At 36.7% G+C, this 25143-nt stretch carries 22 protein-coding genes and 3 pseudogenes; 7 read left to right on the top strand and 18 right to left on the bottom strand.

The window, feature by feature from the left end:
• Positions 1–157: 157 nt before the first annotated feature.
• Both NST91_RS12180 and NST91_RS12175 read right to left on the bottom strand, forming a co-directional pair.
• Complete coding sequence (locus NST91_RS12180; RefSeq protein ID WP_341331340.1) at positions 158–1168, bottom strand: DUF3231 family protein; 1011 nt, start codon at positions 1166–1168, stop codon at positions 158–160.
• Between the two features lie 202 nt (positions 1169–1370).
• Positions 1371–2219: a sialate O-acetylesterase gene (locus NST91_RS12175; protein WP_341331339.1), complete on the bottom strand. Its 849-nt coding sequence runs from the start codon at positions 2217–2219 to the stop codon at positions 1371–1373.
• A gap of 1916 nt (positions 2220–4135) precedes the next feature.
• Here NST91_RS12175 and NST91_RS12165 point away from each other — a divergent pair.
• A complete protein-coding gene (locus tag NST91_RS12165; protein WP_165918121.1) occupies positions 4136–4273 on the top strand; it encodes a hypothetical protein in 138 nt (45 codons plus the stop codon).
• Between the two features lie 337 nt (positions 4274–4610).
• Here NST91_RS12165 and NST91_RS12160 read toward each other — a convergent pair whose 3' ends face one another.
• Positions 4611–5315: a PH domain-containing protein gene (locus tag NST91_RS12160; RefSeq protein ID WP_341331338.1), complete on the bottom strand. Its 705-nt coding sequence runs from the start codon at positions 5313–5315 to the stop codon at positions 4611–4613.
• A gap of 427 nt (positions 5316–5742) precedes the next feature.
• Between NST91_RS12160 and NST91_RS12155 the strand changes: the two genes are divergently transcribed.
• Entirely contained in the window at positions 5743–6972 is a 1230-nt protein-coding gene (locus tag NST91_RS12155) for an IS110 family RNA-guided transposase (RefSeq protein WP_341330810.1), read from the top strand.
• 595 nt (positions 6973–7567) lie between these two features.
• Complete coding sequence (locus NST91_RS12150; RefSeq protein ID WP_341331337.1) at positions 7568–7948, top strand: hypothetical protein; 381 nt, start codon at positions 7568–7570, stop codon at positions 7946–7948.
• 142 nt (positions 7949–8090) lie between these two features.
• On the opposite strand, the gene NST91_RS12145 is transcribed toward NST91_RS12150, so the two are convergent.
• Positions 8091–9575 (bottom strand): amidase family protein, encoded by a 1485-nt coding sequence (locus NST91_RS12145; RefSeq protein ID WP_341331336.1) that lies wholly within the window; start codon positions 9573–9575, stop codon positions 8091–8093.
• A gap of 320 nt (positions 9576–9895) precedes the next feature.
• On the opposite strand from NST91_RS12145, the gene NST91_RS12140 reads away from it, so the two are divergent.
• Positions 9896–10294 (top strand): hypothetical protein, encoded by a 399-nt coding sequence (locus tag NST91_RS12140; protein WP_341331335.1) that lies wholly within the window; start codon positions 9896–9898, stop codon positions 10292–10294.
• Positions 10295–10417: 123 nt separating this feature from the next.
• On the opposite strand, the gene nadR is transcribed toward NST91_RS12140, so the two are convergent.
• From nadR to NST91_RS12120, 4 genes are all read right to left on the bottom strand, one after another.
• Positions 10418–11443: a multifunctional transcriptional regulator/nicotinamide-nucleotide adenylyltransferase/ribosylnicotinamide kinase NadR gene (gene nadR, locus NST91_RS12135; protein ID WP_341331334.1), complete on the bottom strand. Its 1026-nt coding sequence runs from the start codon at positions 11441–11443 to the stop codon at positions 10418–10420.
• Positions 11440–12138 carry a nicotinamide riboside transporter PnuC gene (pnuC, locus tag NST91_RS12130; RefSeq protein WP_341331333.1) on the bottom strand — a complete coding sequence of 233 codons (699 nt, stop codon included), beginning with the start codon at positions 12136–12138 and terminating at the stop codon, positions 11440–11442. The genes nadR and pnuC overlap by 4 nt, the downstream gene beginning before the upstream one ends.
• A 61-nt stretch (positions 12139–12199) precedes the next feature.
• The gene (locus NST91_RS12125) at positions 12200–12982 is read right to left on the bottom strand and encodes an NUDIX domain-containing protein (protein ID WP_341331332.1); all 783 of its coding nucleotides are present in this window, start codon (positions 12980–12982) and stop codon (positions 12200–12202) included.
• Positions 12983–13608: 626 nt separating this feature from the next.
• Positions 13609–14157 (bottom strand): DUF3231 family protein, encoded by a 549-nt coding sequence (locus NST91_RS12120; protein ID WP_121445888.1) that lies wholly within the window; start codon positions 14155–14157, stop codon positions 13609–13611.
• A gap of 309 nt (positions 14158–14466) precedes the next feature.
• On the opposite strand from NST91_RS12120, the pseudogene NST91_RS12115 reads away from it, so the two are divergent.
• Together NST91_RS12115 and NST91_RS12110 are read left to right on the top strand one after the other, a co-directional pair.
• A pseudogene (locus NST91_RS12115) lies at positions 14467–14746 on the top strand (IS1595 family transposase); the annotation flags it as partial.
• Between the two features lie 72 nt (positions 14747–14818).
• Complete coding sequence (locus NST91_RS12110) at positions 14819–15217, top strand: VOC family protein (RefSeq protein ID WP_341331331.1); 399 nt, start codon at positions 14819–14821, stop codon at positions 15215–15217.
• A gap of 309 nt (positions 15218–15526) precedes the next feature.
• Here NST91_RS12110 and NST91_RS12105 read toward each other — a convergent pair whose 3' ends face one another.
• The 3 genes from NST91_RS12105 to NST91_RS12095 all read right to left on the bottom strand — a co-directional run bounded on the left by NST91_RS12105 (position 15527) and on the right by NST91_RS12095 (position 17995).
• Positions 15527–16234, bottom strand: coding sequence for a dihydropteridine reductase (locus tag NST91_RS12105; protein WP_341331330.1), 708 nt, complete (start codon positions 16232–16234; stop codon positions 15527–15529).
• 326 nt (positions 16235–16560) lie between these two features.
• Positions 16561–16995 carry a VOC family protein gene (locus NST91_RS12100; RefSeq protein WP_341331329.1) on the bottom strand — a complete coding sequence of 145 codons (435 nt, stop codon included), beginning with the start codon at positions 16993–16995 and terminating at the stop codon, positions 16561–16563.
• Positions 16996–17083: 88 nt separating this feature from the next.
• Positions 17084–17995, bottom strand: coding sequence for an MBL fold metallo-hydrolase (locus NST91_RS12095; protein WP_341331328.1), 912 nt, complete (start codon positions 17993–17995; stop codon positions 17084–17086).
• A 339-nt stretch (positions 17996–18334) separates the two neighbouring features.
• Between NST91_RS12095 and NST91_RS12090 the strand changes: the two genes are divergently transcribed.
• The gene (locus NST91_RS12090) at positions 18335–19483 is read left to right on the top strand and encodes a hypothetical protein (protein WP_341331327.1); all 1149 of its coding nucleotides are present in this window, start codon (positions 18335–18337) and stop codon (positions 19481–19483) included.
• Between the two features lie 80 nt (positions 19484–19563).
• On the opposite strand, the pseudogene NST91_RS12085 reads toward NST91_RS12090, so the two are convergent.
• The 7 genes and pseudogenes from NST91_RS12085 to NST91_RS12055 all read right to left on the bottom strand — a co-directional run bounded on the left by NST91_RS12085 (position 19564) and on the right by NST91_RS12055 (position 25131).
• A pseudogene (locus NST91_RS12085) lies at positions 19564–20009 on the bottom strand (hypothetical protein).
• 228 nt (positions 20010–20237) lie between these two features.
• Positions 20238–22163 (bottom strand): FUSC family protein, encoded by a 1926-nt coding sequence (locus NST91_RS12080; RefSeq protein ID WP_341331326.1) that lies wholly within the window; start codon positions 22161–22163, stop codon positions 20238–20240.
• A 281-nt stretch (positions 22164–22444) separates the two neighbouring features.
• Positions 22445–22786, bottom strand: coding sequence for a DUF1048 domain-containing protein (locus NST91_RS12075; protein ID WP_341331325.1), 342 nt, complete (start codon positions 22784–22786; stop codon positions 22445–22447).
• Positions 22786–23127, bottom strand: coding sequence for a helix-turn-helix transcriptional regulator (locus tag NST91_RS12070; protein WP_121445866.1), 342 nt, complete (start codon positions 23125–23127; stop codon positions 22786–22788). Before NST91_RS12070 ends, NST91_RS12075 begins: the two co-directional genes overlap by 1 nt.
• A gap of 435 nt (positions 23128–23562) precedes the next feature.
• The gene (locus tag NST91_RS12065; protein ID WP_121445865.1) at positions 23563–23700 is read right to left on the bottom strand and encodes a DUF3934 family protein; all 138 of its coding nucleotides are present in this window, start codon (positions 23698–23700) and stop codon (positions 23563–23565) included.
• Between the two features lie 154 nt (positions 23701–23854).
• A pseudogene (locus tag NST91_RS12060) lies at positions 23855–24306 on the bottom strand (GNAT family N-acetyltransferase).
• Positions 24307–24564: 258 nt separating this feature from the next.
• Positions 24565–25131: a DJ-1/PfpI family protein gene (locus tag NST91_RS12055; protein WP_341331324.1), complete on the bottom strand. Its 567-nt coding sequence runs from the start codon at positions 25129–25131 to the stop codon at positions 24565–24567.
• Between the last annotated feature and the right edge of the window lie 12 nt (positions 25132–25143).

The following is a 25143-nucleotide window of genomic DNA, read 5'->3' as shown; positions in this document are numbered from 1 at the left end:
TTAGGTAACATTATTCAATATATATTCTAACTACGCTAAGTTGTTTCGTTCGTACAATAAATTCAATAAAAAAAGCGATAATCCTTCTCTGGATCATCGCACCTGTTAGATTAAAACTAAATATATTGTCAGAATGATACAAGTTACTAAGAGATCATCATTTTTTTGTATTCGCTAGCTTGCTTCTGTCTTCCGCCATTGGTGGTTCTTCCAGCCAGCCGTTCTTTATCATAATGTTAATCCAATCATTACCAATTTTTAAATCTTCCGCCATTGCCGTCATATATTTTGCTGTTAAGTCTCTTCTAATCGAAGATGCCCATCCCGTTCCATAATAGACCATGGCCGTTGAGAACAAAAATCCAACTTGGAACATCATTAGTTTATCTGAAAATGGTGATACGGTAGAATCCGTAATTTCAGCATCAAAAATAGGTGGACTTGGAAGATTTTCAGAAAGTAAAACCTCAAAAAACAGTTTAATATGGTCTTCTTTCTTACTAACTGCTTTCTTTAAGAAATTTTTTATTTTATTGGACTTTGTAACTTGATAGGCTGAAATGATAAAGGCTTTAGCAAATATACTCTTTTTTAGATTAAAATAAATATCTGTAATTTCTATACAGCTTAATGGTCTCTTTTCTCCTAACCAACCTGTTAGAAAGCTTTTATCATCTATGTAACTTGCACTATTTGGAGGGTTGACCACAGGCGGCCGATAATATAACCCTTTTTCTAATAACAAATTCTTTGTCCGATTACACAATTCAGCAGCGCTAGTGAGGCATTCAGTAAAATAATTACGTATATCCAATCGTGTACTAGTTGTGATAGCGCCACTATATCCATGACACCCATGAAGGGACATGATATTCAAATAGTTCAAACAAAATACATCAGAGTAAAGTCTAGGAACATTCCGTATATAATCCTCCTCCGTAAATCCAATTGGAATCGGGAAACCCTCACTCTTTAAGAACTCTTTTATACGTTCAATATGATTGGTGCTGAGAGACATTGCATATTCAAATGCATCCTTTATATCATTGTCCTCTAGATGTTCCATCATATGTTTATGAATACATATGCTTGCTGTTTCATTTGAATATTGAATCCAAAGTGCAGCAATCTCAGCAGAAGTTAATTTAGCGTTCGATATGTTGTCCAATTTTAAACACCTCACAGTTTTATTCATAAGGTGTCCTATTTATTACTTGAAAATTCCAATTTCTATAATCTTTCTAAGATCAACGAACCGTTTAGTAAGTAAAATTTTATCATTTTCACCATAACAAAATCTAATCCCTGTGTAGGGACATATCAAAAAGGCGCTTACCTACTAAAGGAAAGCGCCTGATTGTTTAACACTATTACTTACTTTCATTCATATTGGAGATGTTATTAGAAAACTCCTCAAAACTCAATTGTCCTAATGCAAACTTCGTACTTTGAACAAATATACGTTCATTTTTCGTTAGTTCACTTTTTGCTATCTTTTCAATCCATTCATTTTCTATGTCTAAAATATCTAATACATGCTTTTGTTTTGAAAAAGCCTCAAAGTATCTTAATCCAAATTTTCTTTGGGACAAAGCATTAATATGTATGCCATCTGGATTGGCAGTTAAGCCTTTTGACGTTACAAAATAACAATTTTTTTCGGAATGAGCAACTTGAGATAATATCTCGTTTATTTGTTTATATTCTACAGCACTTTTTCCAAATCCTACCTCTCCAAGATAATGTCCCAACTCACCAATCAAGATTGGGATATCCGGTGCATTCAATTCTTCTCTCAAGTGTTTAAATAATGAAAGTAATTTATCTTCATATGTCTTATAACGTTCTCCGTAACTGTCGCTTTCTCCTTGGTGCCAAAGAATTCCCACTAATTCACTTGTTTCCATTGCGAATTTTGCTTCAGAAATTGCATGTCTTGTTAAGATTCCATCAATAGCCCACTCATCTATCGAACTTCCTCCCTCAGCACATGGTATGAGCCCAATAAATTCGCCGGGATGCGCTTCTGTCCAAGCATGAGCAAAAGAGGCTGCTGGGCCAACACCAGAAACGTGACGATCAAAATTAAGCGGTTCTGCCATCATTTGCCATCTGCCGTTTCGCAACATTTTTATGTGCTCATTATAAATCGGACTTACGTCTTCAATAAATCCTCTGCCTGCCATATTTGATTGACCGATTAATAGTACTGATTTCATAGTAAAACCTTACCTTTCAGTTTAAGTATCTAAAGAAATTTTTAATAGCATCCATTCGTATCTTATGACTACAATCTTCACAACAAAAATACTTAGTCTTATTTTTCTTAATTAGTTTAAAGTGTAGCGAACCTTTGTATACCCTAAATACTTTTCTGCAACTAGTACAGAGTACCTCATAGAAAAACATTTTATTATCTTCATTGTGAAACATATCGTCCTCCAAAGTGAAACACTCTTTATTTGGATACTTTTATTAAACGTAGGGAATCTCTTTCCCCTCGACAAGGCTTTTAAGTTTGCTAAAGACTGATAAAAGCCCACCGAATTAACAGTAACTCTTATTCCGGAATTTTCTTCATTTCTGATAATGGATTATTTTTTCAATCGTTAAAGTCATCGGATATTCCTCTTTCAGATTATTATGAGCATTGGGCATTAACGTAGAGATTACTTTCTCCCCAGCACTTAGGTTCGGTATATTCCACGGTGATCCTGGTGCGTACCGTTGTATGAGCATGTCTTCATTTGTCATAGCATTTCCAAACTTTTTCTTTATCTCCATTTTAAAAAACAGAACTTTATATCTGGTGAATTATCCATAAATGATTCCCCCTGAAACATTTATATTTAATAAACAGGATTTACAAATCATTATTCCCTTTTAAAAATTTCCACAAAAAATGGGATTTTCCTTCTTGGATCATCCGTTTGGTTACTATCATTCTATAACTTTAAAATAGATCATTTAAACAATCCACATGCTGCCCGCTTACGGAATTTTTAATTAATCATTTGCCTTGATCTGTCTGAAGATACCTCAACTTCGGACACACCCTTGTGGAAATTGCCTAGCGTTGTCCGAAGATACCTTAACTTCGGACACGCTCTTGTGGAAATTGCCTTGTGCTGTCCGAAGATGGCTAAACTTCAGACACGCTCTTGTGGAAATTGCCTTGTGCTGTCCAAAGTTGCCTAAACTTCAGACACACACCAGCAGATAGTGCTTAGCGTTGTCCGATGATACCTTAACTTCAGACACGCTCTTGTGGAAATTGCCTAGCGTTGTCCGAAGTTGCTTAAACTTCAGACACAACCCAGCAGTAATTACCTTGTGCTGTCCGAAGATACCTAAACTTCAGACACGCTCTTGTGGAAATTGCCTTGTGCTGTCTGAAGATGGCTAAACTTCAGACATGCTCTCGTGGAAATTGCCTTGTGCTGTCCGAAGATGCCTAAACTTCGGACAGAACCTTGCAGAAATTTCCTAGCGTTGTCCGAAGATACCTAAACTTCAGACACTACCCAGCAGTAATTGCCTTGTGCTGTCCGAAGATGCCTAAACTTCGGACAGAACCTTGCAGAAATTTCCTAGCGTAGTCCGAAGATACCTAAACTTCAGACACTACCCAGCAGTAATTGCCTTGTGCTGTCCGAAGATACCTAAACTTCGGACACAACCCCAGCAGTAATTGCCTTGTGCTGTCTGAAGATATCCAAACATCGGCCACACCCTTGCAGATTATGCCTTGCCTTGTCCGAAGATACCAAAACATAGACCACACTCTAATAGAAATTGCCTTCGATTGTCCGCAGACTTTATTTCCTGGTAGTCTTTTTGACTAAAATTCATTTGACATTTAGCAATCAAATGTTGCCGGGCAAGTGTGTCTGAAGTCAAGTAATACCTTTAATAAAAGGTTTTGCCGTACTCAAGCAGCTCCCGTTGGTTGTCAAAAAAATTAAAGAGGTTGGTACATTACTAGCTTAGAATAGTGATAAAGGAGAATTTGAGTAAACTCAACCTTAGAAAACGCCCCTTTGTTGTTGAACTAACTGTGCAGGTTTATCGAAGAAGGTTAACTATCTTTTTTGTAGAATATAGATAGGTAAAGTAAAGGAGGTAAAAGATAAGTATGCATATACCGTGGATAGCTGTTCTAGGTCCAATTATACTTGTTTGGATAGCATCGTATATCGTTTATAGACTTATTACAGAACATATAGATGAGCGTTTTGAGGAATTGAAAAAATGGTTGAAAGATAATCAGTAAATATATATTGAAACCTTAGAAAAAAAGTAGAAAATATAGCTATTCAAGCCCCCCAGAATTACGTTAGCCAATTAGCTAAAGTGGCCGGAATGAATCCAAGCTATCTGTCTGTTATTTTCAAAAAAGGTCGGGATTTCACTACGAGAATACATTCAATTGTAAATTAAGACTCTTTGTGTTCAATCAAGTTAACCAGCAACCATTAAAATGAGAGATTCATTTTGTACCCTTAAATACGTTGGAAGACTTTACATGATTGTTTTAAAACAGCATACGTTAGAAAAACCTCCGAATTTAGTTTAGAGTATTGTCCAAAAAATTACGGAGGTTAAAAAGCCTATAGTCCGAGAAGCTGCTTTTTCTTGGATTCAAATTCTTCTTCGGTAATGACTCCAGAATCTAAAAGTCCTTTAAATTTTAAAATCTCATCAGCAGTAGAAGTATTGGCTGTTTGCTGTGGGCTACTATTTTGAGCATTAGAAGTTTTTAATTTATCCAAAACTTCATGAATCGAATTATTTATGGATGAAGCGGAAGCGGAATCTAATGCAATATTAAACTTTTCCTGTGGAGTATCGATTGTGAGAATACCAAATATCATTCCTTTTTCAAAAGAAATATCATTTATTTTTTCGTGATTAACAGCTTTAAACTTTTCTCCAGCAAAAGACTTTTGACCAAACAAAATTCGTTTGTTGGTAATTGCATATGCATAGTTACTATCGTGTTTAGTAGGGGATTGATAATTATGTAAACCGATGAAGGTCATTAATACCTTTTCACCGCGAATTAGGTTATCTTGTAACACTTTGAAGTGTTTAACCCCCCACTTTTCGTTAAAACCAGAACCAAATTTATTCTCTTTACAATATTGGTACATATTTTCTGCACGTGACATCGGATCATCACCAAGTTTGTCTTCCTTTTCTTGAATAATCGCTTTGATCTCTTCAACTGTAATTTTATTAACATTAATCGCCATAGCTCCTCCAACTTCTTTATTACACACACTGCAAATAGCTTTTCGATCAAAGAAACCCACTATAACATCTCCTCGTATAGTAAGTTTATAGTCCTCTTTCGAGGTAATTTCCAATTAAAATATTGTTCTTTGATAATTCTATAGATGTTAGTTCAGATAGTGGGGGGCTAGCCCCCCACCATCTGAAAAAGTTTTCCAAAGGGTGGACTTTTCGTGATGTCCCTAGATAATGGTCTTAGGATCGTTTGGGGGATTTCTATCATCTCCTGTAGCTTTGACTACTACAAAAGTCTGTCTCCCCAGTCCTTGTTCGAACTTCTAACCCGCAGGCTGTTCCCTTTGGCAGCCCATGCTGGAAGTTGCAGCTTCCAGGCAGCTCATGGACCAAAGTGAGTTCTAATACGCGAGGGTGATTGACCGACAAGTACACTGGGGATATCCCGAAGAGTCCTTCCCTTGATCCTAGATTGAAAGGAGGTTAGCCACCATGAAATTATTTGTTGGAATAGACGTTAGCTCTCAAGATATGAAAGCTTGTGTCATGAATTTTGAAGGAAAAGCATTAACTGCTCTCACTGTTGACAACAATTTGACAGGGGCATCTTATCTGAAAGATCTGATTGTCAAGATAGCCCAAAGTAACTCAATTTCCGAGATTCAAATCGGGATGGAGGCCACTTCAGTCTATAGTTGGCATCCTGCTATGTTTTTTCACGAGGATGAATCTCTTAAAGAATTTAAAACAACAGTCTTTACTATTAATCCAAAACTAATTAAAAAATTTAAAGAGTCATATGTTGACCTGGATAAAACAGACCAAGTCGATGCTTGGATTATTGCAGATCGCTTACGGTTTGGACGTCTTCCACTAACGGCGGTCATGCAGGAACAATTTATTGCTCTTCAAAGGTTGACAAGAATGAGATATCATCTCGTTCATAACCTAACGCGAGAAAAGCAATATTTTCTGCAACACTTATTTTATAAGTGTAGTTCCTTTACGACTGAAGTGGATAGTTCGGTTTTTGGAAATGCCATGTTAGAGCTATTTCTTGAACAATATAGCTTAGATGAAATTAGCTCAATGGATCTTCAAGAACTTGCGAATTATCTTCAAGATAAGGGCAAAAATCGCTTTACTGACGCCGAGTGTGTGGCGAAATCCATTCAAAAGGCTGCGAGATCTTCCTACCGATTATCAAAGTGTGTGGAAGATTCTATCGACCTATTATTAGGGACTTCAATAGAGTCCATCCGTAGTATAACTAAACAGATTAAAGAACTTGACAAAGCCATCCAAAAGCTTCTAGAAGGTATCCCTAATACCTTACAGACGATTCCAGGAATAGGCCCAGTCTATACCGCTGGTATTTTAGCCGAAATTGGACAAATTGATCGCTTTGATAACCAAGCTTCCATTGCCAAATATAGTGGACTTACATGGTCCAAGCATCAATCAGGCAAGTTCCAAGCTGAGGAAACCAAAATGATACGTTCAGGAAATAGATTTCTTCGTTATTACCTTGTTGAAGCTGCCAACTCGGTTCAACGAAATGAACCTGAATTTCGGGCATACTACCTGAAAAAATATCGTGAGGTTCCTAAGCATCAACACAAAAGAGCACTCGTCTTAACGGCAAGAAAACTTGTGCGGTTGGTCGATGCGCTGCTACGCAACGATCAAGTCTACACGCCAAGAAGGAAGGTGAATAACTAAAGGATAAAACATCCTAAATCCTTCAATGTTTTCCAGTAAATGGTTTAATATCTTACTGGGTTTCTTAAGTATTGTCTTTTTTAGGTATTGGTTGGCTTACAATTTCCAATTCCTTAGATTTTGGTACTTGACATATTACCGCAGGACTTTAAATGAATAAAGTGTTATATCAATTGCTATTATAAAAAAGTATATTTAAAAAAGGGTAAACATAAAAAATCATGGTGATTGAGGAAAAATCCGTTTTCCCCAAATTGGCAATCCCTCGTTTTTTACCTTGTTTCTTAAAAATGTGTTTTTTAAAAGTTAAGACCAAGAAGTAAAAATAAAATCTCTTCACTTTTTTTAAATAAAAGGATGTAAATGCTTTTTCATCACTATTCTCCTACTATTTATTTTTTTATACTGCTTAAACCATAATGTTTAATGGGCAGACCCTGCAATGCTCCAACCTTGCACAAGCTATCATTCCGGTATTCCACTATACACAGTAGTTTTTTTAGGTAAATACCCTTTTCATGGATACTCGCCCATAACTTTTATGGGTATTTGCATATGCTGTAGGGACAAAGAATTGATGAAAAGAGGAAAAGTTATGAAATATGAATGGTATCAAATGAATCCAACGCCTATTCCGTACCAACATGATTATTCACATCCAGGAATGATGCGTGAGTTCAAGTATGGACACGGCGGCGGACAACATGGAAATCACGGTAAACCAGGACATGGCGGTGGCCACGGTAAACCGGGACATGGTTCATACGGAGGTTTTCAAGGTGGACTCCCATTTTTGGGTGGATTAGCAGGTGGGTTACTTGCAGGAACATTGCTCAATTCTCCTAATAACTATCCGTATTACCCATCCCCTAACTACGGATACTATCCAGGATACCCGCCAACGCCATACCCACCATATCAAAATTACCCAAATTACCCTGGATACCAGAACCCTCCTTACGGTGGATATTACTAAAATATTCTTAAACCACAGTTGCAACAGAAGCCATTACAAGAAGGAATTTGTAATGGCTTTTTCTATTTGTTTTATTAACTTAAGTCAGCTTCACTTGTATTACCGGATTAGTGTACCGAGGGCAAACTCAAGTATCCGATTCTTAATAACTAGGATTATCTTTTACCTGAATCCATGAGTCAGTCTTTTCAAGCTGACCTGCAAACTGTAACAGAATGTCTTCACGACCGCGTCTTGCCATAACTTGAACACCACACGGGAGACTTTCCTTCGTCAGATGCATGGGCAAACTCATTGCGGGTTGTCCGGTTAAATTCGCAAGCTGGGTGAATGGAGTTCTCTCTAGGCTTTTGTTTGCTAATTGCTCAACAAAGCCCGACTTTTTCAATATTCCTCCTAATCGTAAAGCCCCCACTACTTGGATTAGTCCTTTCTCAAATGGAGTCTGATCGAGCTCCCCAATCTTTGATGGAGGGTGGGCGGTAGTTGGGGTTATGTAAAGGTCATAATCATCATGAAAGTTTTCCATTTGAATGGCAGCTTTATCCCAAAACTTTAGACTTGCTAAAAATTCATCAGCTGAAACGGCTTTTCCAAGTAAATTCAGCATCCAAGTTGCCGGTTCTACGTCGTTAAATGTGATCTTCCGTCCGATCACATCCTCAATTTCGGTCAAGGTCGTGGCAACTTCTGCAAAATACAACATAAAATAGCTATTCGCTAATCTTTTTCCATCAATTGGCGCCGCTTTTTCGATAACAGTATGTCCCATCTCTTCTAAGAGCTTTATCGTTTTATGTACGGCCAGCTTACACTCCTGATCAACAGTCGTGCCTATTGGAGAGTCTGTTGTAAATGCAATCGTAAGCGGTCTTGGTAGTGAAGTCTGCAATGCATCTAAATAAGACCCTTGAAAAGGAGGTGCACTAAACGCATTCGCGCGGTCCATTTGATAATGGTCAAGCATGGTCGCACTATCCCTAACAGTACGGCTTAAAATATGATCGACCGATGCCCCCTGCCATACCCGCCCTCTACCTGGACCAGTTGGTGTTCGTCCGCGAGTTGGTTTTAAACCAAACAATCCACAAAAAGCAGCAGGAATCCGAATTGACCCACCACCATCATTTGCACCTGCAATTGGAACCATACCCGATGCGACAGCTGCAGCTGAACCCCCACTTGAACCACCTGGAGTATGATCCGTGTTCCAAGGATTTCGCGACGGTCCATAGTGAACAGGTTCTGTTATTCCCAGTAACGCAAACTCTGGCACATTGGTCTGTCCCAACAAAGTAACACCCGTTTTCCGGATTTGACGAACAAACTCACTATCATGATCCGCCTTAATGTTTTCAAGGAGCTTTGAACCACTTCTAACTGGTCGTCCTTTTACTTCCTGGTTAATACTCTTCGTTAAAAAAGGCACACCCGCAAATGGTCCCGTTGATTGATCGTGTGCAAGTTCCTGAGGATCCTCGTAAAATTTATCAACAACCGCATTCAGCGCACCATTTTTCTTTTCAATCTCACGAATCGCAGCATCTCGGACTTCCTCTGCCTTCACTTCTTTCTTTAGAATTAACTCAGCAAGCCCCACGCCGTCATATTGCTTGTAATTGAACATTAACCATCGCCCCCTTTTGGATTGCACAACAATTACTAACGTCCTACAATTAGGTCATTTTAATTACCACTATTTACCTATTATATTATCATTTTATGATCTATTTTTTTATGAAATCTTTTATGAATGAAAAAGAGCCACATAGAGAAATTGTTTATTAAATTAAGGCTAAAAAGTTTTAACAATTTTATATATTCTGCATCTCAATTATTGTACAATTTAAAAGATAAACTAACACGACTTTCACTTTGAATGCCATGCGGTGCAAGTATCCCTTATACGGGAGTTTGTTCAGACGTGTATTAATAAGGGAGATGCCCATGTTAATAATATTAAAAAGAAAGATTTTAACGGCCATTATTAGTAGCTTGATAGTTGCGCTCATTTTTATGGTTCCAGGTGGATTTAATCTGAATGGATTTGCTGGCTTATATTATTTAAATTTAATGATTGTGATTACCTATGGAGTTATTACATCCATAATTAGTGATTGGATGAGTAAAAAGATGTTTACATCTACATACTCACGTGAAATTTGTTCTTTTCTATTCCATTGTTTTTTTGGATTAGTGTTCCTGGTTCTTAGTCTTGTTTCTGCCATCTCCTTTTATATTGTTGACCGTTTACTAACAAGAGTAGAAATTAAATGGTGGACGGTTATTTTGGCTTTATTCATTGTATTACTACTCTTTTTTATAGGTATAAATATTGGGGATTAAGTTTAACGGCTAAAAGAATAATAAAGAAGACCTGAGCCTAGTAAAATACAGACTCAGGTCCAATAAATTGCTTACAATGTCTTATTGGAATTCACTTCGATTCTCAATAATTAAAATATGTTCTTAAACCCCTACCCTTTCCCCTATCAACTCAATTGCCTTTTCTAACCGCTCACGGTAGTTCCCGCTTATGCTTACGAACGGGATTCCATATTCATTCAATAATTCCTTCAAGCGCTGATTGTTTTCTTCACGAATCTGTTGTTCTCCGTGCACTCTTAATCCGTCATCTACCCATTCGACATCTGGCTCTAAAAATAGGCATAAATCGTATTGTTGGAGCCTAGCGATTTCAGCTAGTACCCGTTGCGTTTTACGATTATACAGTTCTGAATAGAATTGAGTGACAGCTGCCTCGGTGTCAATAAAGAAAATTTTATTCGCTTTTTTTCTAGCTTCATACTCTTTTAATTTATGGCCGTATGCAATAAGGGGATAATCCTCGTCTACCATAATTCCATCACAACCTCCCAACTCCTCACAGATATCCCTGCCATATTCGCTTACATACGTTGTGTTATACATAAGTGCCAGATTTCTCGTAAGCGTTGATTTTCCACAACTTTCCGTGCCCAAAATGACCACCTTTTTGACAAAATAAGGCTTCGCTACCTCTGGAATGTAGTCCCAGTATTGAAACACACCCTTTTCTCGAATTTCGGTAGCCGATATTGGAACGTGTTCTCTTTTTTCATCAACCAATATGTGAGTTGCCTCGGGATATAATTCTTGAAAAATCGAATCATATCCTTTTTCAGAACTGAACACCACATCAATGTTCCTGCCAATTTTCTCTTTTATTTTTACGGATCCTTCCTCCCAATTGTAATCCGCATCCCCATCATGATCCTCTACTTCGATGACCTTGACGTTTTTCATATCCTTCGTAAGTTGGGATAGCCAGCGGAGCCTGATCCGACTTGGTATATAAGGAAACTTGCTCACTTCACAAAGTTCCCGATCCCTCTTTTCGCTATGAGACAACACTACATACAATTCATCAACCATTGTGGAAGCTTTAATAATGGCGTACACATGACCCTGATGCAGCGGTAAAAACTTTCCACCGTAAAACCCAACCTTTTTCATGCGATTTCCTCCCCTTTCTGCTTTTTATATACTTTCGACCAGTTGTAATATCCATAAATGCTATTGATCAAAAACGCCGACCACATGACAAGCATGGATACATCGTTTCCTCCTTGTAAAAGCAATGCCTTCAGCCAAAGTGCAATGGATAATACATTTACCGCGATCCAAAATAGCCACTGTTCAGTAAATCGTTTGAGCATTAAAATCTGGGCAATCACCGATAGTGTCGTAGTTGCCGAATCTATCCAGACAATATTTCCACCTATTTTTTCTAGAAGGTAAGCATATAGAACAAAAATGACGAGAAATGAAGATAAGGTGAACGTCCATCCCTTTTTTGTTAAAACACTGACTTGAATTTCTTCCCCTTGTACAGTTTGTTTTGCTTTATGTTTATTCCATAAATAGAGTCCTACAAATTGTAGCGGAAAATAAAACAAGGCATTTAACATGACTTCGCCATATAGGCCATAACTGTAAGCGATATAGGCATAGGTACCGGTTTGGATAATTCCAAAATAGTAATTACTGATCTTCCCTTTTGCAACCAACACAACACACAGCATTCCTGAAATCGAGGTAATAAATCCAACAAGCGTATCATCCCAGACAAAAAACAAATACACATTTACGAGCGTAAACGTCACAAGCCATATCTTTTCAAATAAGGTCCAGTCTTTTAAAATCTTCATTTTGCCTCACTCCTCAATGATTATTAATTAACAAATTGTTAATTATAATAAAGAAAAAAAATTAATATTTAGCATTATAGATGGATACATATGGATCGAAATCATTAAATCGATAGAGCTGTGCTTTGTTTTTCGACCATCGATTTGTTTTTTGAGGCTCTCCATCCTTCATGACTTTTTCAATAAACGGAAGTGTTGGAGCCTTTCTAAAAAATTGAGAATCTAGTTTAAGCCAAGGTTCATCCATGACCGTTAGCAATACCCCTTGTAGCTCAGATAAGACAAATTCCTTTGGTAAAAAATTTTTCGCGAGCGTTGTTAATGACATATCCTTTCTAATGAACCATAACGCATCATCGATGATTTCCTTATGATCAAAAGCAAGGTCCAGCTTAAACACTTCATCCATGGAAAATAATGCTACCTCAGCTGCGTCATCTGCTGCTCTCCTTTTCACAAGCTCATTTTCTGGAACTATCGCATAATGCGCATTCGAAATTATCCATCCCCGCTTGTCACGACCAAATTTGTCGTATACGCCAAAATGCTTGATCTTTAATCCTTCTATACCGGTTTCTTCTCTTAGTTCTCGAACAGCTGCTTCATAGGCCGTTTCCTCAGTCTTAATAAACCCGCCAGGCAAAGCCCATTTTCCTCTTTCAATATTAGGCTCACCTTCATTTGTTTTCTCTGCCCGCTTAATTAACATTAGCTTTAGTGTCTTTTCTGGTGGCTTATAAGGACCCACTTCTGTTGAAATAATCGTAAAAACAGCAATATCACTTGTATATCCATCAGGAGTACGATATTTACTTACATCGTAACCCACCAAATCCTCACTCATCTCTTAGACACCTCGTTCAGTTTCTCATCAATTAACACTTTGTTAATTGTTACTAGTATTATATCAAACACTTGCACAAAGTGTTACATAAAATTTTCGACAAAAGGAATCTTTTTCCGAAAACCCACCTATTTTTGAAGTTCAATTTGGTATTTTAGTTCATTCTCATCTATTTAATAAAAACTCATCTACCTATGTTTTTCCTTCTTGATCAACTATAATTGTTAATCCACTTCCTGCACCAGTATGATTCAACATATATAGTTAATCAAAGGTCCCGACATACTCATCTCTCATTTATGTATTTTCTATATTTTACTTTGCCATCTATTGAACTTACCTGCTCCTTTAGTACAACAACTTCAACAAAAAATGCTTTAATCCTTTTTGGATCAAAGCACAAGTTAGATGAAATATTGACATTAATTCATATTTCTTTTCACTGAAAAGTAAAAAGAGACGAATTAGAATCTAAAAAAGCAAAAACAAATCAGTTATGGAAAAACTTGTCTTTTATGAGCTGTTTTTCTGATAACACTGGAAAAAAGCGTACTTGGAACATAGATATTTTATTTCTCCAATTAGACAGCCCTAAAATAACGTCAACTAACTTCGCTACCACTAAATCAGGGTTGTTTGGAACCAGGTGGTACATAAAAAGGTGGTACTTTTATCCAGCCACGTTTGCGCATCAAATGTTTTAATCTACTCGCAAAAGCTAACTTTTCTGATTGAAACTGAATAAACATTAAACCGACATCAGTACGAATCGATTCCGAAGCAGCACCGGCAGCACGCATAATTAGACTAATTATTTTTAATGATAATTCGTTCGCAATCACATCATCCGTTAATTTAACACCAGGAGGAATACTGTTAGGGTCTGATATTGGCATTTCCTCAGGAGCAGGAGGTAACGTAATACCTTCCTTTAACATGAATTCATGTAGTCGTTCCCTTTGACTGGTCCCTAGTTTCATATCTTCTTCAAGTATGGCTTTTAGTTCATCATCGGTTGTGGTATTTATACCTGCTTGAACAGATACTTTGGCTAATTCAAGACCAGCTAAATAAATCCAGCATGACATCACTTCTCCAACATGCAGAGGTTGCTCTTCATCTTGAACTCTTATAGATTTTAATGTATCCATGATAGTTTCTAAAATATTTTCCATATTACTCCCTCCTGTTTGGTTGTACACTATACTTATTTTTTGCATGGAACGATTTTTTATTCAGAGATTCCGTTCATCTTCAACAATCAGTACACTATGTAAATTCAAACCTAAAAAGTCGATTTCCATTAAAATATGGGAATCGACTTTTTTATACTTGTTATACTCAAGCACCCGCAAGCTGAATAGAAATTCAATATTTAATTTTGTGGTAAAACTTCATATTTAAGGCCATTCACCACCTATTTCTTATAGGTATGACGGGATATTGTAAAGATAGCCGTGGGAGTAGTCATACCATTGACACATAAAGGATTACAACACGAAAGAATCAATGAACGTCAAAAGCAACGTGTGAAGAAAGGGATTTTTCATCTTCAGCACGTTAATAACTTTCATAGCCGGGTGAAAACGTGGATTAGACGTTTCCAAATATGTAGCCACAAAATACCTTGATAACTATCTATATTGGTTTCGTTGGTTAGAAATTGACAAACATTAAGCATTTGAAAAACAAGTTGAACAAATGCTTTTTTCTGCCTGCCAAAACTCAAACAATACAACAGTTCGGATGTTAAGAACAGCTTAAAAACCCTTACAGGATTAATTTCTAAATAATGATATTATTATAATTGATAATACATATTTAGGAGGGATATAGTTGATTTTTGAAATGACTACTCAGGTTAGAGTTTCTAATATTGAAGAAGGGCAAAAGTGGTATGAAACACTGCTTAATAAGAAGCCTGACTTTACTCCACACGAAGGATTTGCTGAGTGGGAACTTATTCCTGGTTGTTGGTTGCAGGTCGCAGAAGGAACTCTTACCGAGGGTAACGGACCTTTACGTTTAGGAGTTACTAACATTGAAGCTGAAAGAGAAAGACTGATAGAAGATTTAAGGATTAATAGTTTTGAAATACATTCAAGACCTGAAGTACCAGTGAAATGGGGAACTTTCACAGACCCTTGGGGAAATCAACTTGGATTTTTCGAATACATAGATAAGGGGGAAGAGCAAGAACGTATTAAAACTATCATTGGAAGTATAGAAGTTTAAAAAAATCTAGTTAGAAAGGGAACTCCGAAGGAAGTTCCCTTTCATATTCGTGAAAAACAACAAAGTTTAACGAAAACTGCCTATAGAAAAAAAGTGCATATTCCTTCTTGGATCAAGCACCTGTTAATTCAATAATGATAATAACTTTGCCACAATGAGTAATCGGATGAAATTTGCAATTACATATACTTGCTAAAGCTGATATAAATTCATCAAATTAATATACATCATCGTCCTAGATTTGTAGATTTTTATTTCTCTGAAAATTCAATTTAAAGTTTACCTTAAATATTTGTCTCTCTTAATTGATCAATTAGATGAAATAAACTTTGGCAATTCTTTTTCGCGCTTATCGAGGATTATTTGTTCTGGCTTGATCCCATGCTCACGTAGTATTTCAATGTTCTGGACTACGAACTCATCGCTACCAACAATATAGAAGAGTCCATTTTGATCTGTAGCAAGATTTTGCACTGCTTCATAATAGTCTTTACGGTTATCGACGAACTGGGCCGTGAATTTCTTGTCAGGTGCGGATTTAAAAACATCTGTAAATAGGAAATTCTTTGATGAATCAATGTTCAGGGAATGGATTTGATTGACGTTGGCAGCACGTTCGAAAAATTCAAGAACAAGCGGTCTAAAAGTTGCCAGACCAACACCTGATGAAAGCAGGTAAATGTTTTTGTCTTCTCTTTTCAGCGGTACATTTGAATGTGTTTTAAATATTGCAACTTCATTGCCGACTTTCAAATTTCTTAAAATATATTTAAACTCCGAGCACTGCTCTCTGATGCGTGTTGTGATACCGATTGCATTTTCGTACGGTAACGTAGAGATAGACATATGACGAACCAGACTTTTATTTGGTTTATCTCCGGCATTGAAACCTTTTAGTGCAAAGTGAGTGTGGGAACCTTCCTCCCAAGTAAAGTCTTCAGGGCGGTCAAGCAGGTATGTTCTAATCTCAGGAGTTTCCTCAATAATCTTATTTATTTTCGTCCAGTATATTTGCATTATTTAATCCCCTTCATAATGAATATGTATGCTCCTACCTAATATACAATAAATGATAATAATTCTCAATTAAAAAGATTGATGATTTCAGATAATTTATAAAAAATATTAACTTAAATATTTTTATACTAATAGAGAACACACATGATTCCATTTGAAGTTTAAACACTACTGTCGCCCAATGAGATTAATAACTTTCTATCATACTCCGTACTTACAACAAAAAAAAGCTGCCTTAATGACAGCTCTGATCTATCAACTATTTCATCCATTCGTTTTAATAGAAATACTTGAAAGTCGGAGATAAAATCATTAGGGTTCAATATTTATCCGATTTTCTCCGCCAACTCTAAAATAATTCCCTCTGGACCGCGAACATAACATAATTTATAACTTTCTTCATACTGCTGGATTTCACTAAAAATTTCCGTACCCTTCTTTTTCAACCTTTCAATAATAGCTTCAATATCTTCTACAGCAAAGCAAATATGTTGTATACCTAGCGTATTTGCTAAAGGTCGCGAAATATCTTCTGACGGTGGCGAATAAAATTTGACAAGCTCGATCCAGGCCTGACCACCTGGCATCCCCATCCCGACACATGCTGTTTTTACATTATTTAGCCCAACTATCCTGTCTAACTGTTCTCCCTCCAATTCCCATTCCGCTTTCACTTCAAGTCCTAAATCAAGAAAAAACACTTTAGCTGCTGAAAGATCATTTACGTTTATACTCACGTGATCTATTCTATTGATTTTCAAATTTCGTACCTCCCATGTTCCCATTTCAATTGCTGTATTCGTGTAGATTCATAAACTATAAACTAATTGAACTATTTCTTCACTTTCATTACATTACAGTTTCCCCTATTGATAACACCTTTAATTGCTCCTTCGGCAGTTGGCGTTTTTCCCATTCTCGTAGCAATCGCTCTAAAGCTTCTGGACCTGTGTCATCTGCCAATCGATAAGCACCATAGTGCATGGGAACAAACTGCTTCGCTTCCAGTTCGATAAATGCCTTCACACTATCTTCAGGAGAAATATGTGAGTCGGCCATAAACCATTCCGGTTCATAGGCGCCAATTGGCATGAAAACGATATCAATCATAAAACGTGCAGCAATTTCCTTAAAACCGGAGAAATAACCAGTATCGCCGACAAAATAAAATGTTTCACTGGTCGTTTGAAATATCCACCCACCCCAATGGGAAGTATTCATATCGTTAAGTGACCTTCTTGTCCAGTGCTGAGCTGGGACAAAGTGAATGGTAACGCCTTCGTATTCTAATGATTCCCACCAATTCATTTCTACTACATGTTGATACCCTTTTTTTATAAAAAGAGATTTCAGCCCAATCGGAACAAAATAGGTCGGATTTCCTTTTAGTTTTTTCAGCGTTGGAAAGTCAAGATGGTCATAATGACCATGTGAAATAACGACAACATCGATTTCCGGCAAATCTTCCAATGGAATTCCAGGTTCCGTTAACCGTTTCTGAAAACCCATACGTTTCGCCCATACCGGATCAGTCAGTATATTTAGACCACTAAGTTGAAGTAAAAAGGTGGAATGTCCAATCCATGTATAAGAAGTTCGGCTTCTATTTTCCTTCAATTCTTGGATCCTTTTTTTTGAACATTGCGGTATATTTTCACTTAAATCCTTCACTTTACTTCGTCTTTCCTTCTGCCACTTTCGCATATCCCGAAACGATTTCTTATTCGACACATCATTCAAATTACGATACCTTGTCCTCATAGTCACACCTGTGGAACAGATCCCTTGTCCCAGCCCTTTCTAAATTGGATTCAGGAGATAAACCTCCACTAACGACGACCAATTTTTCGTAACCATTCGTTACATAAACTAACTTTGTAATCTCGCTTCTCCTTACTTAATACCCAGTTTATAATTTACAAGTATTGATTTCAATCAACTAATTTAGTTGTTTTTGGATTATTCTTTAGTTGAAACCGTAATTTGATCATCTTCACTTTCAATATGATAGTAAGAACCCTACCATAGACCTAAACAATATAAGCCCTTTTTCCCACATACATTTTGGTAAAATAAAGAAATGAAAGGGGCTATTGGTTGATGGAATTACAAACAAAAGATAATCGAAATTTTACGAATCAGCTGCCTAAGTGGGCCATAGGGTGCCATATTGGCTTGATCTCCATTTTCTTTATAATGGGAATCAGTATATTTGGTTTTACTATCAAAGAAGTTCCCGAGACAGGATTCGGTTTATCCCTCCTGCTTTTTGCGCTAGGTATTGTCTTTCTTGGGTTTTCATGGTTCAGTTATAAAAATTTACGAAAATACCGAGACGTTGTTATTAACATTCAACTAGGTGATAACGGGTATGATTCCTACGTGAAGGACAAAAAGTTGAATGAAGAACACCACATTTTCATTCCCTTTGAAAATATGAAATATGTATTAATCGGCATGGACTATCGATTAAAAGCAAAGTCAAAGATTCAAAGTGGCGAAAATTATAATTTGAGGACAAAATTTGTTCCAGTACGGTCCGCAAAAGTCTTAATCTATGGTGTCGATACCACCAATCAAGTGAAGGTTACCAGCTTTCCTCATGCGGATGAGAAATCCCTAAATGATTGGATTGGTGTATTTCAAAAGCATGGGGTTGAGATTTACCATACGGATAAAGCTTTAACAGCTACCCCAAGTAATCCTAAGAACATTGAATCGATTCCAAAAAACCTTTTTGATGGAACGCTTTCTTTCGTTATTGGTTCAGAGGCTGAAGGGTTGGATAATCTCTTTCTTACTGAAGAACAGAAAAAAATCGTGGAGAAAAATGAGAAAAAAAGCCGGAAGAACGGACTCTTATATACTACCCTTCTCTCTTTTGTACAGCTTCTACTGATTTGTTTTTGGTTTCCGACTTGGGAAATCGTAGGGGAGTCCTTTAGTGACAGCTCAGGAGAATTCGTTGCACTTTTTTGCACCATTCTTATACAGTTTTTTATCTATATCAAGATGGGACATGTCAAATGGTATGAGCCGTTAAGGGATATGTTCATTCTTTATCTCGGTATTTTCATCGGTTTGCAGCTCTCGCCTGACGTGCGAATCACTTTTGAGCCAGCAGTTCAGGGTTATGCCATGATGACGATTGGCGCTTTTTTGTTTCTATATTATGCGATGAAGGTATCTTCTTGGTTAAAAAAGCTGGGAAAGAAAATGGAGAGAACACAAAAAGATTCACGTTTTTAAATGATCTAGTAAAAAATAGAATTGAATAGATTTGGGCAGATAGTGAGTCTAAATCCTCTTTTCAAGAAGAAATTAACTCACTATCTATTTCTGAATATTTTTTTCAGTAGAAACCCAACCATAATTCCTGGAATGACACATATCATCGGAAACCAAACTGTTCCTAAATAGATTCCAAATATCTTTACCTTTGCTGAATACATAAGTCCAACTGTAACAAAAAACGCAGACATCACAAATGGCAAATAGGAATATGGTTCTTTGCCTCCACCCGCATCCTTGTAGGCATCCCACATGGAATAGAAATAAATACAAGGATAAAACATAAGCCATTGGTATTCGGTATGCTCAATCGCTTTACTTATTTCTCCATTAAAACTAAGTAAATAATCTGATTAAATTTGGATTGAACATTAATGATAAATTCTAAACTAATAAAAATGATCCCTTTTACATACTTACCGTTCAGTAATTGACCGAAACCTGGAAAAGCTATACTCCATAATAATTTTTCTTTTGGATTCACTTTTTTCTAACCTTTTTTCTAAATTTTTGATCTCAAATAAACAAGATGTAATAAGCAAGTTACTCTTGCTCATTACTTAGCCTTCTCATTTTCTCACACAAAATTCTTTGATTAGATATTATCCCCAAAAATATACTTAATAATAGTTTTTCTCATTTATCCAAAATACATTGTCCGTTTAAAGGATTTTTCTTAGAGTTCCACACAACACACACTCCCGTCCCCTCGTTACCCATGTGAACTCCTTAGTTCTTTTTGCAGAAATTGAATTTCCTTATGTATACTCGGATAGCCCTCTAGTTCTGGTATGGCTATCTGCTTTGGCGAAACATTCCGTGTCGCAGCAATTGCCATTGTTTCAAAGGCAAATAACAGTTGTGCTGATCTCTCATCAGAAAGGTTCGGCCGATTCGTTTCTTTCGAACAATTTTCTAATAAATATCCCAATTGTTTTGTTGAAAATATGACTGGCCAATAATAGTCTAACGCCTTTCGATTAGCCGGAATCTCACCAGATGCCGTATGATACAAAGTTTGTAAATTACTTAAGTTTGTTCTCATTTTCAATCTTTCTCTACTCTGTCTCGGATTAAACCCTGTACCCTGATCCGAAAAAAGCACCATTAAAAACTGTGCTTGACTTCGAAGTGTTTTGCTCAGTAAATGTGGAATCCGACTAGAAGCAGATTTCCTGCCCACGAGATAAACGCCTAATAATCCAATCGCACTCCCGATTACAATATCAATAAATCTGGCCTGAGCAAAATAGGAAAAACTAAACATCTCTTGACTCGTACTTTCAGCCATTAACAATGCATTTGGAGTAAAGAAAAGTGCCGCTAATCCATAGTTTTTTACGATAAACAACTCGGTAATAAATGTTAATACAAAAATAAACAACGTGATTACAAAACCAGATGGATGAAAGGATAAAATGAACCCTGCAATAACTATACCAATTACTGTACCGAAAAATCGTTGAATCGTACGATGAAATGTTGACACAATGGTTGCGCCTGACATCACCGCTACGCAAGATAAAGGTACCCAATATGATCGCTCAAATCCAAATTGATAGGCAATGATTGCGGCGATGGCCGTTATCACGCCAAAGCGTACGGATGAAATAAACACGATTGAATTTTTATCAAACGCCCCTAAAAAAATCGTTTTTAAAGAGGGTTTATCAATTTTAATCGACTTTTTTACATTGCTTATAGGCTCATTTAGAATGGCATCTGCATTGTAGATAGTTCTGAACAACTGACTAACCTGCCTATCCATTTTCTCAGGTTGTAATATACGAGGTTTTTTTCGCTTATCACGGTTGTTCAATGAATGGACAAGTAGTCGTGTGGATTGCCCTAATTCTTTAGGTAATGTAGCATTTGAATTTGAGAAGTTTTCCACAATATAAATGAACAACTCATTTGCAAAGTTATTTAATAAGTACAATCGATTGAACATGTCAGTGGTTCGCCATCGAAAATAACTCGCGGATAGTGTCCCTTCAGATTCATTTAAAACTTCCATCACTTTATGTTTAGTCTCGGTGAATGCAGGAGTTCCAACAGAATCCAGAAGCTCCGCCAATTGCAAATAAACTCTAGTCACAACATCAGATTCTGGTCCATAGGGATTAAAAAACCACCCGATCATGGCAATAATCCACGATAAACAACCACTAAGAAATACTAGCCCTGCTCGTAAAAATGCATCATCGGGATTGATTGGCATTCCCGTTGTCATGGCAAAAACTAATACAAAAAAGATGGCGGATGGACCGTTTATTTTTAATGCACCGAACACAAAAATGACAACTGCAGCAATTAATCCCATTAGAATTGCAACTGCTAGCGGATATGGCGCACTAATCGTTCCCAAATAGGTAACAAATGTCAAACCAAGAACGACCGAAAAGATTTTCTTTGCTCGCTGCGCATATGGGATATTAAACACATATAAATAGGAAAAGCCACCTAAGCCTGCAATTAAACCATATTGCACATTGCCAAAGGCAAATCCTATCATAACAGGCAAAGCAGCAGCTAATCCTGCACTAAAGGCTTTTAACCAAGGAAATGGTTTCTTATTAACTTGTAGAGCCTGCTTAATCATAGAAGGGGCTGCCCGGTTTAATTGTTTGTCACTCATTCAAATCCTTCCTTACTATTAATTCCTGTCATTATTAGGTTTAACTTTTCTTCTTCAGGTAAGTTATATTCTTTACCTAATTTAAGTCCTTCAGCCCCTGTTTTCAGGTAATCTTTTCATTGCTGCTTTCCAATCGCTCTAACGGTACTTTTATTCAAACAAAACAATACTGCCGATATGGATTTTAGCGATAGCCAACTAGTTCTTCTTTAAGGATTTTAAGTCTACCCAGTTACAACTTACATGATTAGTGTCGATCTTGGCGATACTCCTCTTGGAGTTTAACCACGGCCAATCGTATCGTTCAACTTCTTGCGATATTTGTCTTTCCAAGTTTGCTCATCCTTCACCAAGTCATCGCAGAATGCAGCCACGTCCTCGCCCGTAAGGTCAGTCACTTTTTTCCCTTCCGCTGCTCCTACCTCAAAGAGTTCGAGAATGCCACCAAAGATACGGCTGCTGTCCTTCCAGTCAGTGGGACCACCACCAGCAGTCCACATATATTTTTGGATAGCTTTGTAAGCGGTACGGTACTCACTTGGGAGTGCCTTTGCTCGTGCCTCCATGGCCCTCCATTCCCTCTTGTCATCAAGACTTCCGATAATTTTTTCAAAAATATTCATTATATTTCTCTCCTTTTGATTTTATTTGTTTTTAGCTCGTTTATTTTGCTTGATACAAATTCCCACTTTTCCCAAAAACCTTCCAGTCGCTCTTGACCCGCTGCGTTGAGTTTGTAAAATTTTCTCGGCGGTCCCATTGTGGATGGCTTTTTCTCGATGTCAACAAGATTGTTTTTCTCAAGCCGCATGGTAATTGTATATACTGTGCCTTCAACCACATCTGTAAAACCAAGATCTCGAAGCTGTTGGGTGATTTCATAGCCGTAAGTTTCGCCACGACTGATGATTTCAAGTACACAACCTTCAAGTACCCCCTTCAACATTTCCGTGATGTTTTCCATATTTACCTCCATTTATAGATTACTTATATTTTTTCAGTACTAAGTATCACAGGTATTTTGTGTTACTTATATTTAGTATAACTTACTACTAGTATATAGTATTACCGAATAGCGTCATTTGTCAATAAGTCTTTTCTTCAAAAAGACCCTTATTATCACCTCAAAGGTTTTTATTAAAATTAACAACTTAGAATTAGCCGATCGCGTGATTATTCTTAAGAAGAGATTTTTTAGGCTATGGGGTAATCTATCATTAAAGGGTTCTGATCCCTTACGTAAAAACTAACTTATTAAATAAGATGTACGTATAATCTGACCATAATTTTATATCAATAAAAAATAACTCAGTAGTTTCTGAGCTATTCTTGTGATTATTTATCTAATTACCCATTACTTTTTTTAAAAAGAACTTTCACTATTGGTAGTGGGGTTATATTATACATCTGTTTTCTTTACACCTTTACTTTTATATGGTTTTGCACTCTTTTTTTTGTTTGCACTAGCCTGCCACCGATTCCACCCCTTCTTGTCTGTTCCTCTCCCTGTTCCACCTTTTCCTTTAGCTTTACTCATAACATCACCCCGTTATCATTCTAGGTTGAGTTAACCATATGGTTAGTTTTAGTATATTACTCTAATTAATCAAGCATTAACCCTTCTCGGAACCACGCACCCGTTAGTGGAATGTAAAAAACTATTTTCTTTAACTCCGCATCAGTTTACCTCATTATTTTATATTCCATTCATATTGAATATCAGGTAGATTTTCTTCATTTTCACAGCCTCTACCAATCACTTCAAATCCATTTTTTTCATAAAATCGTTGTGCCTTTTTATTTACTTCAAACGTGTACAACGTTAATTTTCCCCTTGATTGTGCTTTTACTTTATTTAATAATATTTGCCCTATACCAATTCCTTGATAATCTATGTGTACATATAGTTGATTTATTTCCATTTCGTTATATACAATCATTCCAACTATTTTTTCTTCTATTAACGCTAAATCTATTTGAAACTGCCCAGGTAATATGTGGTCTAAAAAATAAATGTGACTTTTTAAGCTATGACTTTCTTTCTGCCCAATTGCTCTTTCCTTACTATTCCGCCACATTTTATAACTGTTTGTTCAGCATACTTGGGATCATACGGGATAATTATGATTTTGTGTTGGGTCACTACAATTACCTCCTCAAGTTTTTTACTCCCTTTTTTATGAAAATACATAAATTTTTATTCCCTGTTTAATATACCGCCAGTTTGTAAAATAGCTACTTTTCCACTACTATTTTCAGAAGAAAAAGACGACCGTTTTGATGATCGCCTTGTATAGTTATTCCACCAGTTAATTCCTCTAAACTGCCCCGTTAGATCAACAAATTCTATAAAAATAACGTTAATTCCTTCTTAGATTAACGCACCGTTGGCTTAATTACATTACTTTGTAAAAGATAAGCCCTTTCCAACAGGTTGAATTGAATTTATTACTGTTTCTCTTACTTTCTTACTTACCAATCTTTCAATTATCCACCCGACTAAATCTTGTGCGGCTAAGCAACCAGCCGCAGTTGCGATATTATCTTCAACAATAAATGATTCTTCAACAACGGTAACATTAAATTTTTCTAATTCCTTTTTCGCTGTTGGGTAAGTGGTTGCAGTCATACCGTCTAATAAACCAAGAGCTCCTAAAATTAGAGCTCCAGAACACATAGAACCTACTAACTGTTTCGATGGATTTATTTTTAGTCTATTAAGATAATTTTCATCCTTATAAAGTCTCCTCGTTCCTGGACCGCTCGCAAATAAAATTGCATCTGCATTCCTTAGTTCATCAATAGACGAATGGATTGGAACTGAAAGACCAGTAACCGAACGATGAATTTCTTTAGTACCATAAATTTGAACATTCCAGTCAGGATGTTTAACACGATTCAATATGTCCCAAGGTAAAAAAACATCAATATCCGTAAAATCATCAAATGCAACAATAGCGATTTCCATTAAATCCTCTCC

Origin of the sequence: Ferdinandcohnia sp. FSL W7-1320, from assembly GCF_038050315.1 — a bacterium.
Classification (GTDB): Bacteria; Bacillota; Bacilli; order Bacillales; family Bacillaceae_L; genus Ferdinandcohnia; species Ferdinandcohnia aciditolerans.
This window is presented reverse-complemented; position numbering and strand designations above follow the sequence as displayed.

Excerpts from the sequence above, each read along its gene's own strand:
- NST91_RS12175 (WP_341331339.1), bottom strand. The coding sequence starts at position 2,219 with ATGAAATCAGTACTATTAATCGGTCAATCAAATATGGCAGGCAGAGGA.
- NST91_RS12165 (WP_165918121.1), top strand. The coding sequence starts at position 4,136 with ATGCATATACCGTGGATAGCTGTTCTAGGTCCAATTATACTTGTTTGG.
- NST91_RS12155 (WP_341330810.1), top strand. The coding sequence starts at position 5,743 with ATGAAATTATTTGTTGGAATAGACGTTAGCTCTCAAGATATGAAAGCT.
- NST91_RS12150 (WP_341331337.1), top strand. The coding sequence starts at position 7,568 with ATGAAATATGAATGGTATCAAATGAATCCAACGCCTATTCCGTACCAA.
- NST91_RS12145 (WP_341331336.1), bottom strand. The coding sequence starts at position 9,575 with ATGTTCAATTACAAGCAATATGACGGCGTGGGGCTTGCTGAGTTAATT.
- NST91_RS12140 (WP_341331335.1), top strand. The coding sequence starts at position 9,896 with ATGTTAATAATATTAAAAAGAAAGATTTTAACGGCCATTATTAGTAGC.
- nadR (WP_341331334.1), bottom strand. The coding sequence starts at position 11,443 with ATGAAAAAGGTTGGGTTTTACGGTGGAAAGTTTTTACCGCTGCATCAG.
- pnuC (WP_341331333.1), bottom strand. The coding sequence starts at position 12,138 with ATGAAGATTTTAAAAGACTGGACCTTATTTGAAAAGATATGGCTTGTG.
- NST91_RS12125 (WP_341331332.1), bottom strand. The coding sequence starts at position 12,982 with ATGAGTGAGGATTTGGTGGGTTACGATGTAAGTAAATATCGTACTCCT.
- NST91_RS12120 (WP_121445888.1), bottom strand. The coding sequence starts at position 14,157 with ATGGAAAATATTTTAGAAACTATCATGGATACATTAAAATCTATAAGA.
- NST91_RS12105 (WP_341331330.1), bottom strand. The coding sequence starts at position 16,234 with ATGCAAATATACTGGACGAAAATAAATAAGATTATTGAGGAAACTCCT.
- NST91_RS12095 (WP_341331328.1), bottom strand. The coding sequence starts at position 17,995 with ATGAGGACAAGGTATCGTAATTTGAATGATGTGTCGAATAAGAAATCG.
- NST91_RS12090 (WP_341331327.1), top strand. The coding sequence starts at position 18,335 with ATGGAATTACAAACAAAAGATAATCGAAATTTTACGAATCAGCTGCCT.
- NST91_RS12080 (WP_341331326.1), bottom strand. The coding sequence starts at position 22,163 with ATGAGTGACAAACAATTAAACCGGGCAGCCCCTTCTATGATTAAGCAG.
- NST91_RS12075 (WP_341331325.1), bottom strand. The coding sequence starts at position 22,786 with ATGAATATTTTTGAAAAAATTATCGGAAGTCTTGATGACAAGAGGGAA.
- NST91_RS12070 (WP_121445866.1), bottom strand. The coding sequence starts at position 23,127 with ATGGAAAACATCACGGAAATGTTGAAGGGGGTACTTGAAGGTTGTGTA.
- NST91_RS12065 (WP_121445865.1), bottom strand. The coding sequence starts at position 23,700 with ATGAGTAAAGCTAAAGGAAAAGGTGGAACAGGGAGAGGAACAGACAAG.
- NST91_RS12055 (WP_341331324.1), bottom strand. The coding sequence starts at position 25,131 with ATGGAAATCGCTATTGTTGCATTTGATGATTTTACGGATATTGATGTT.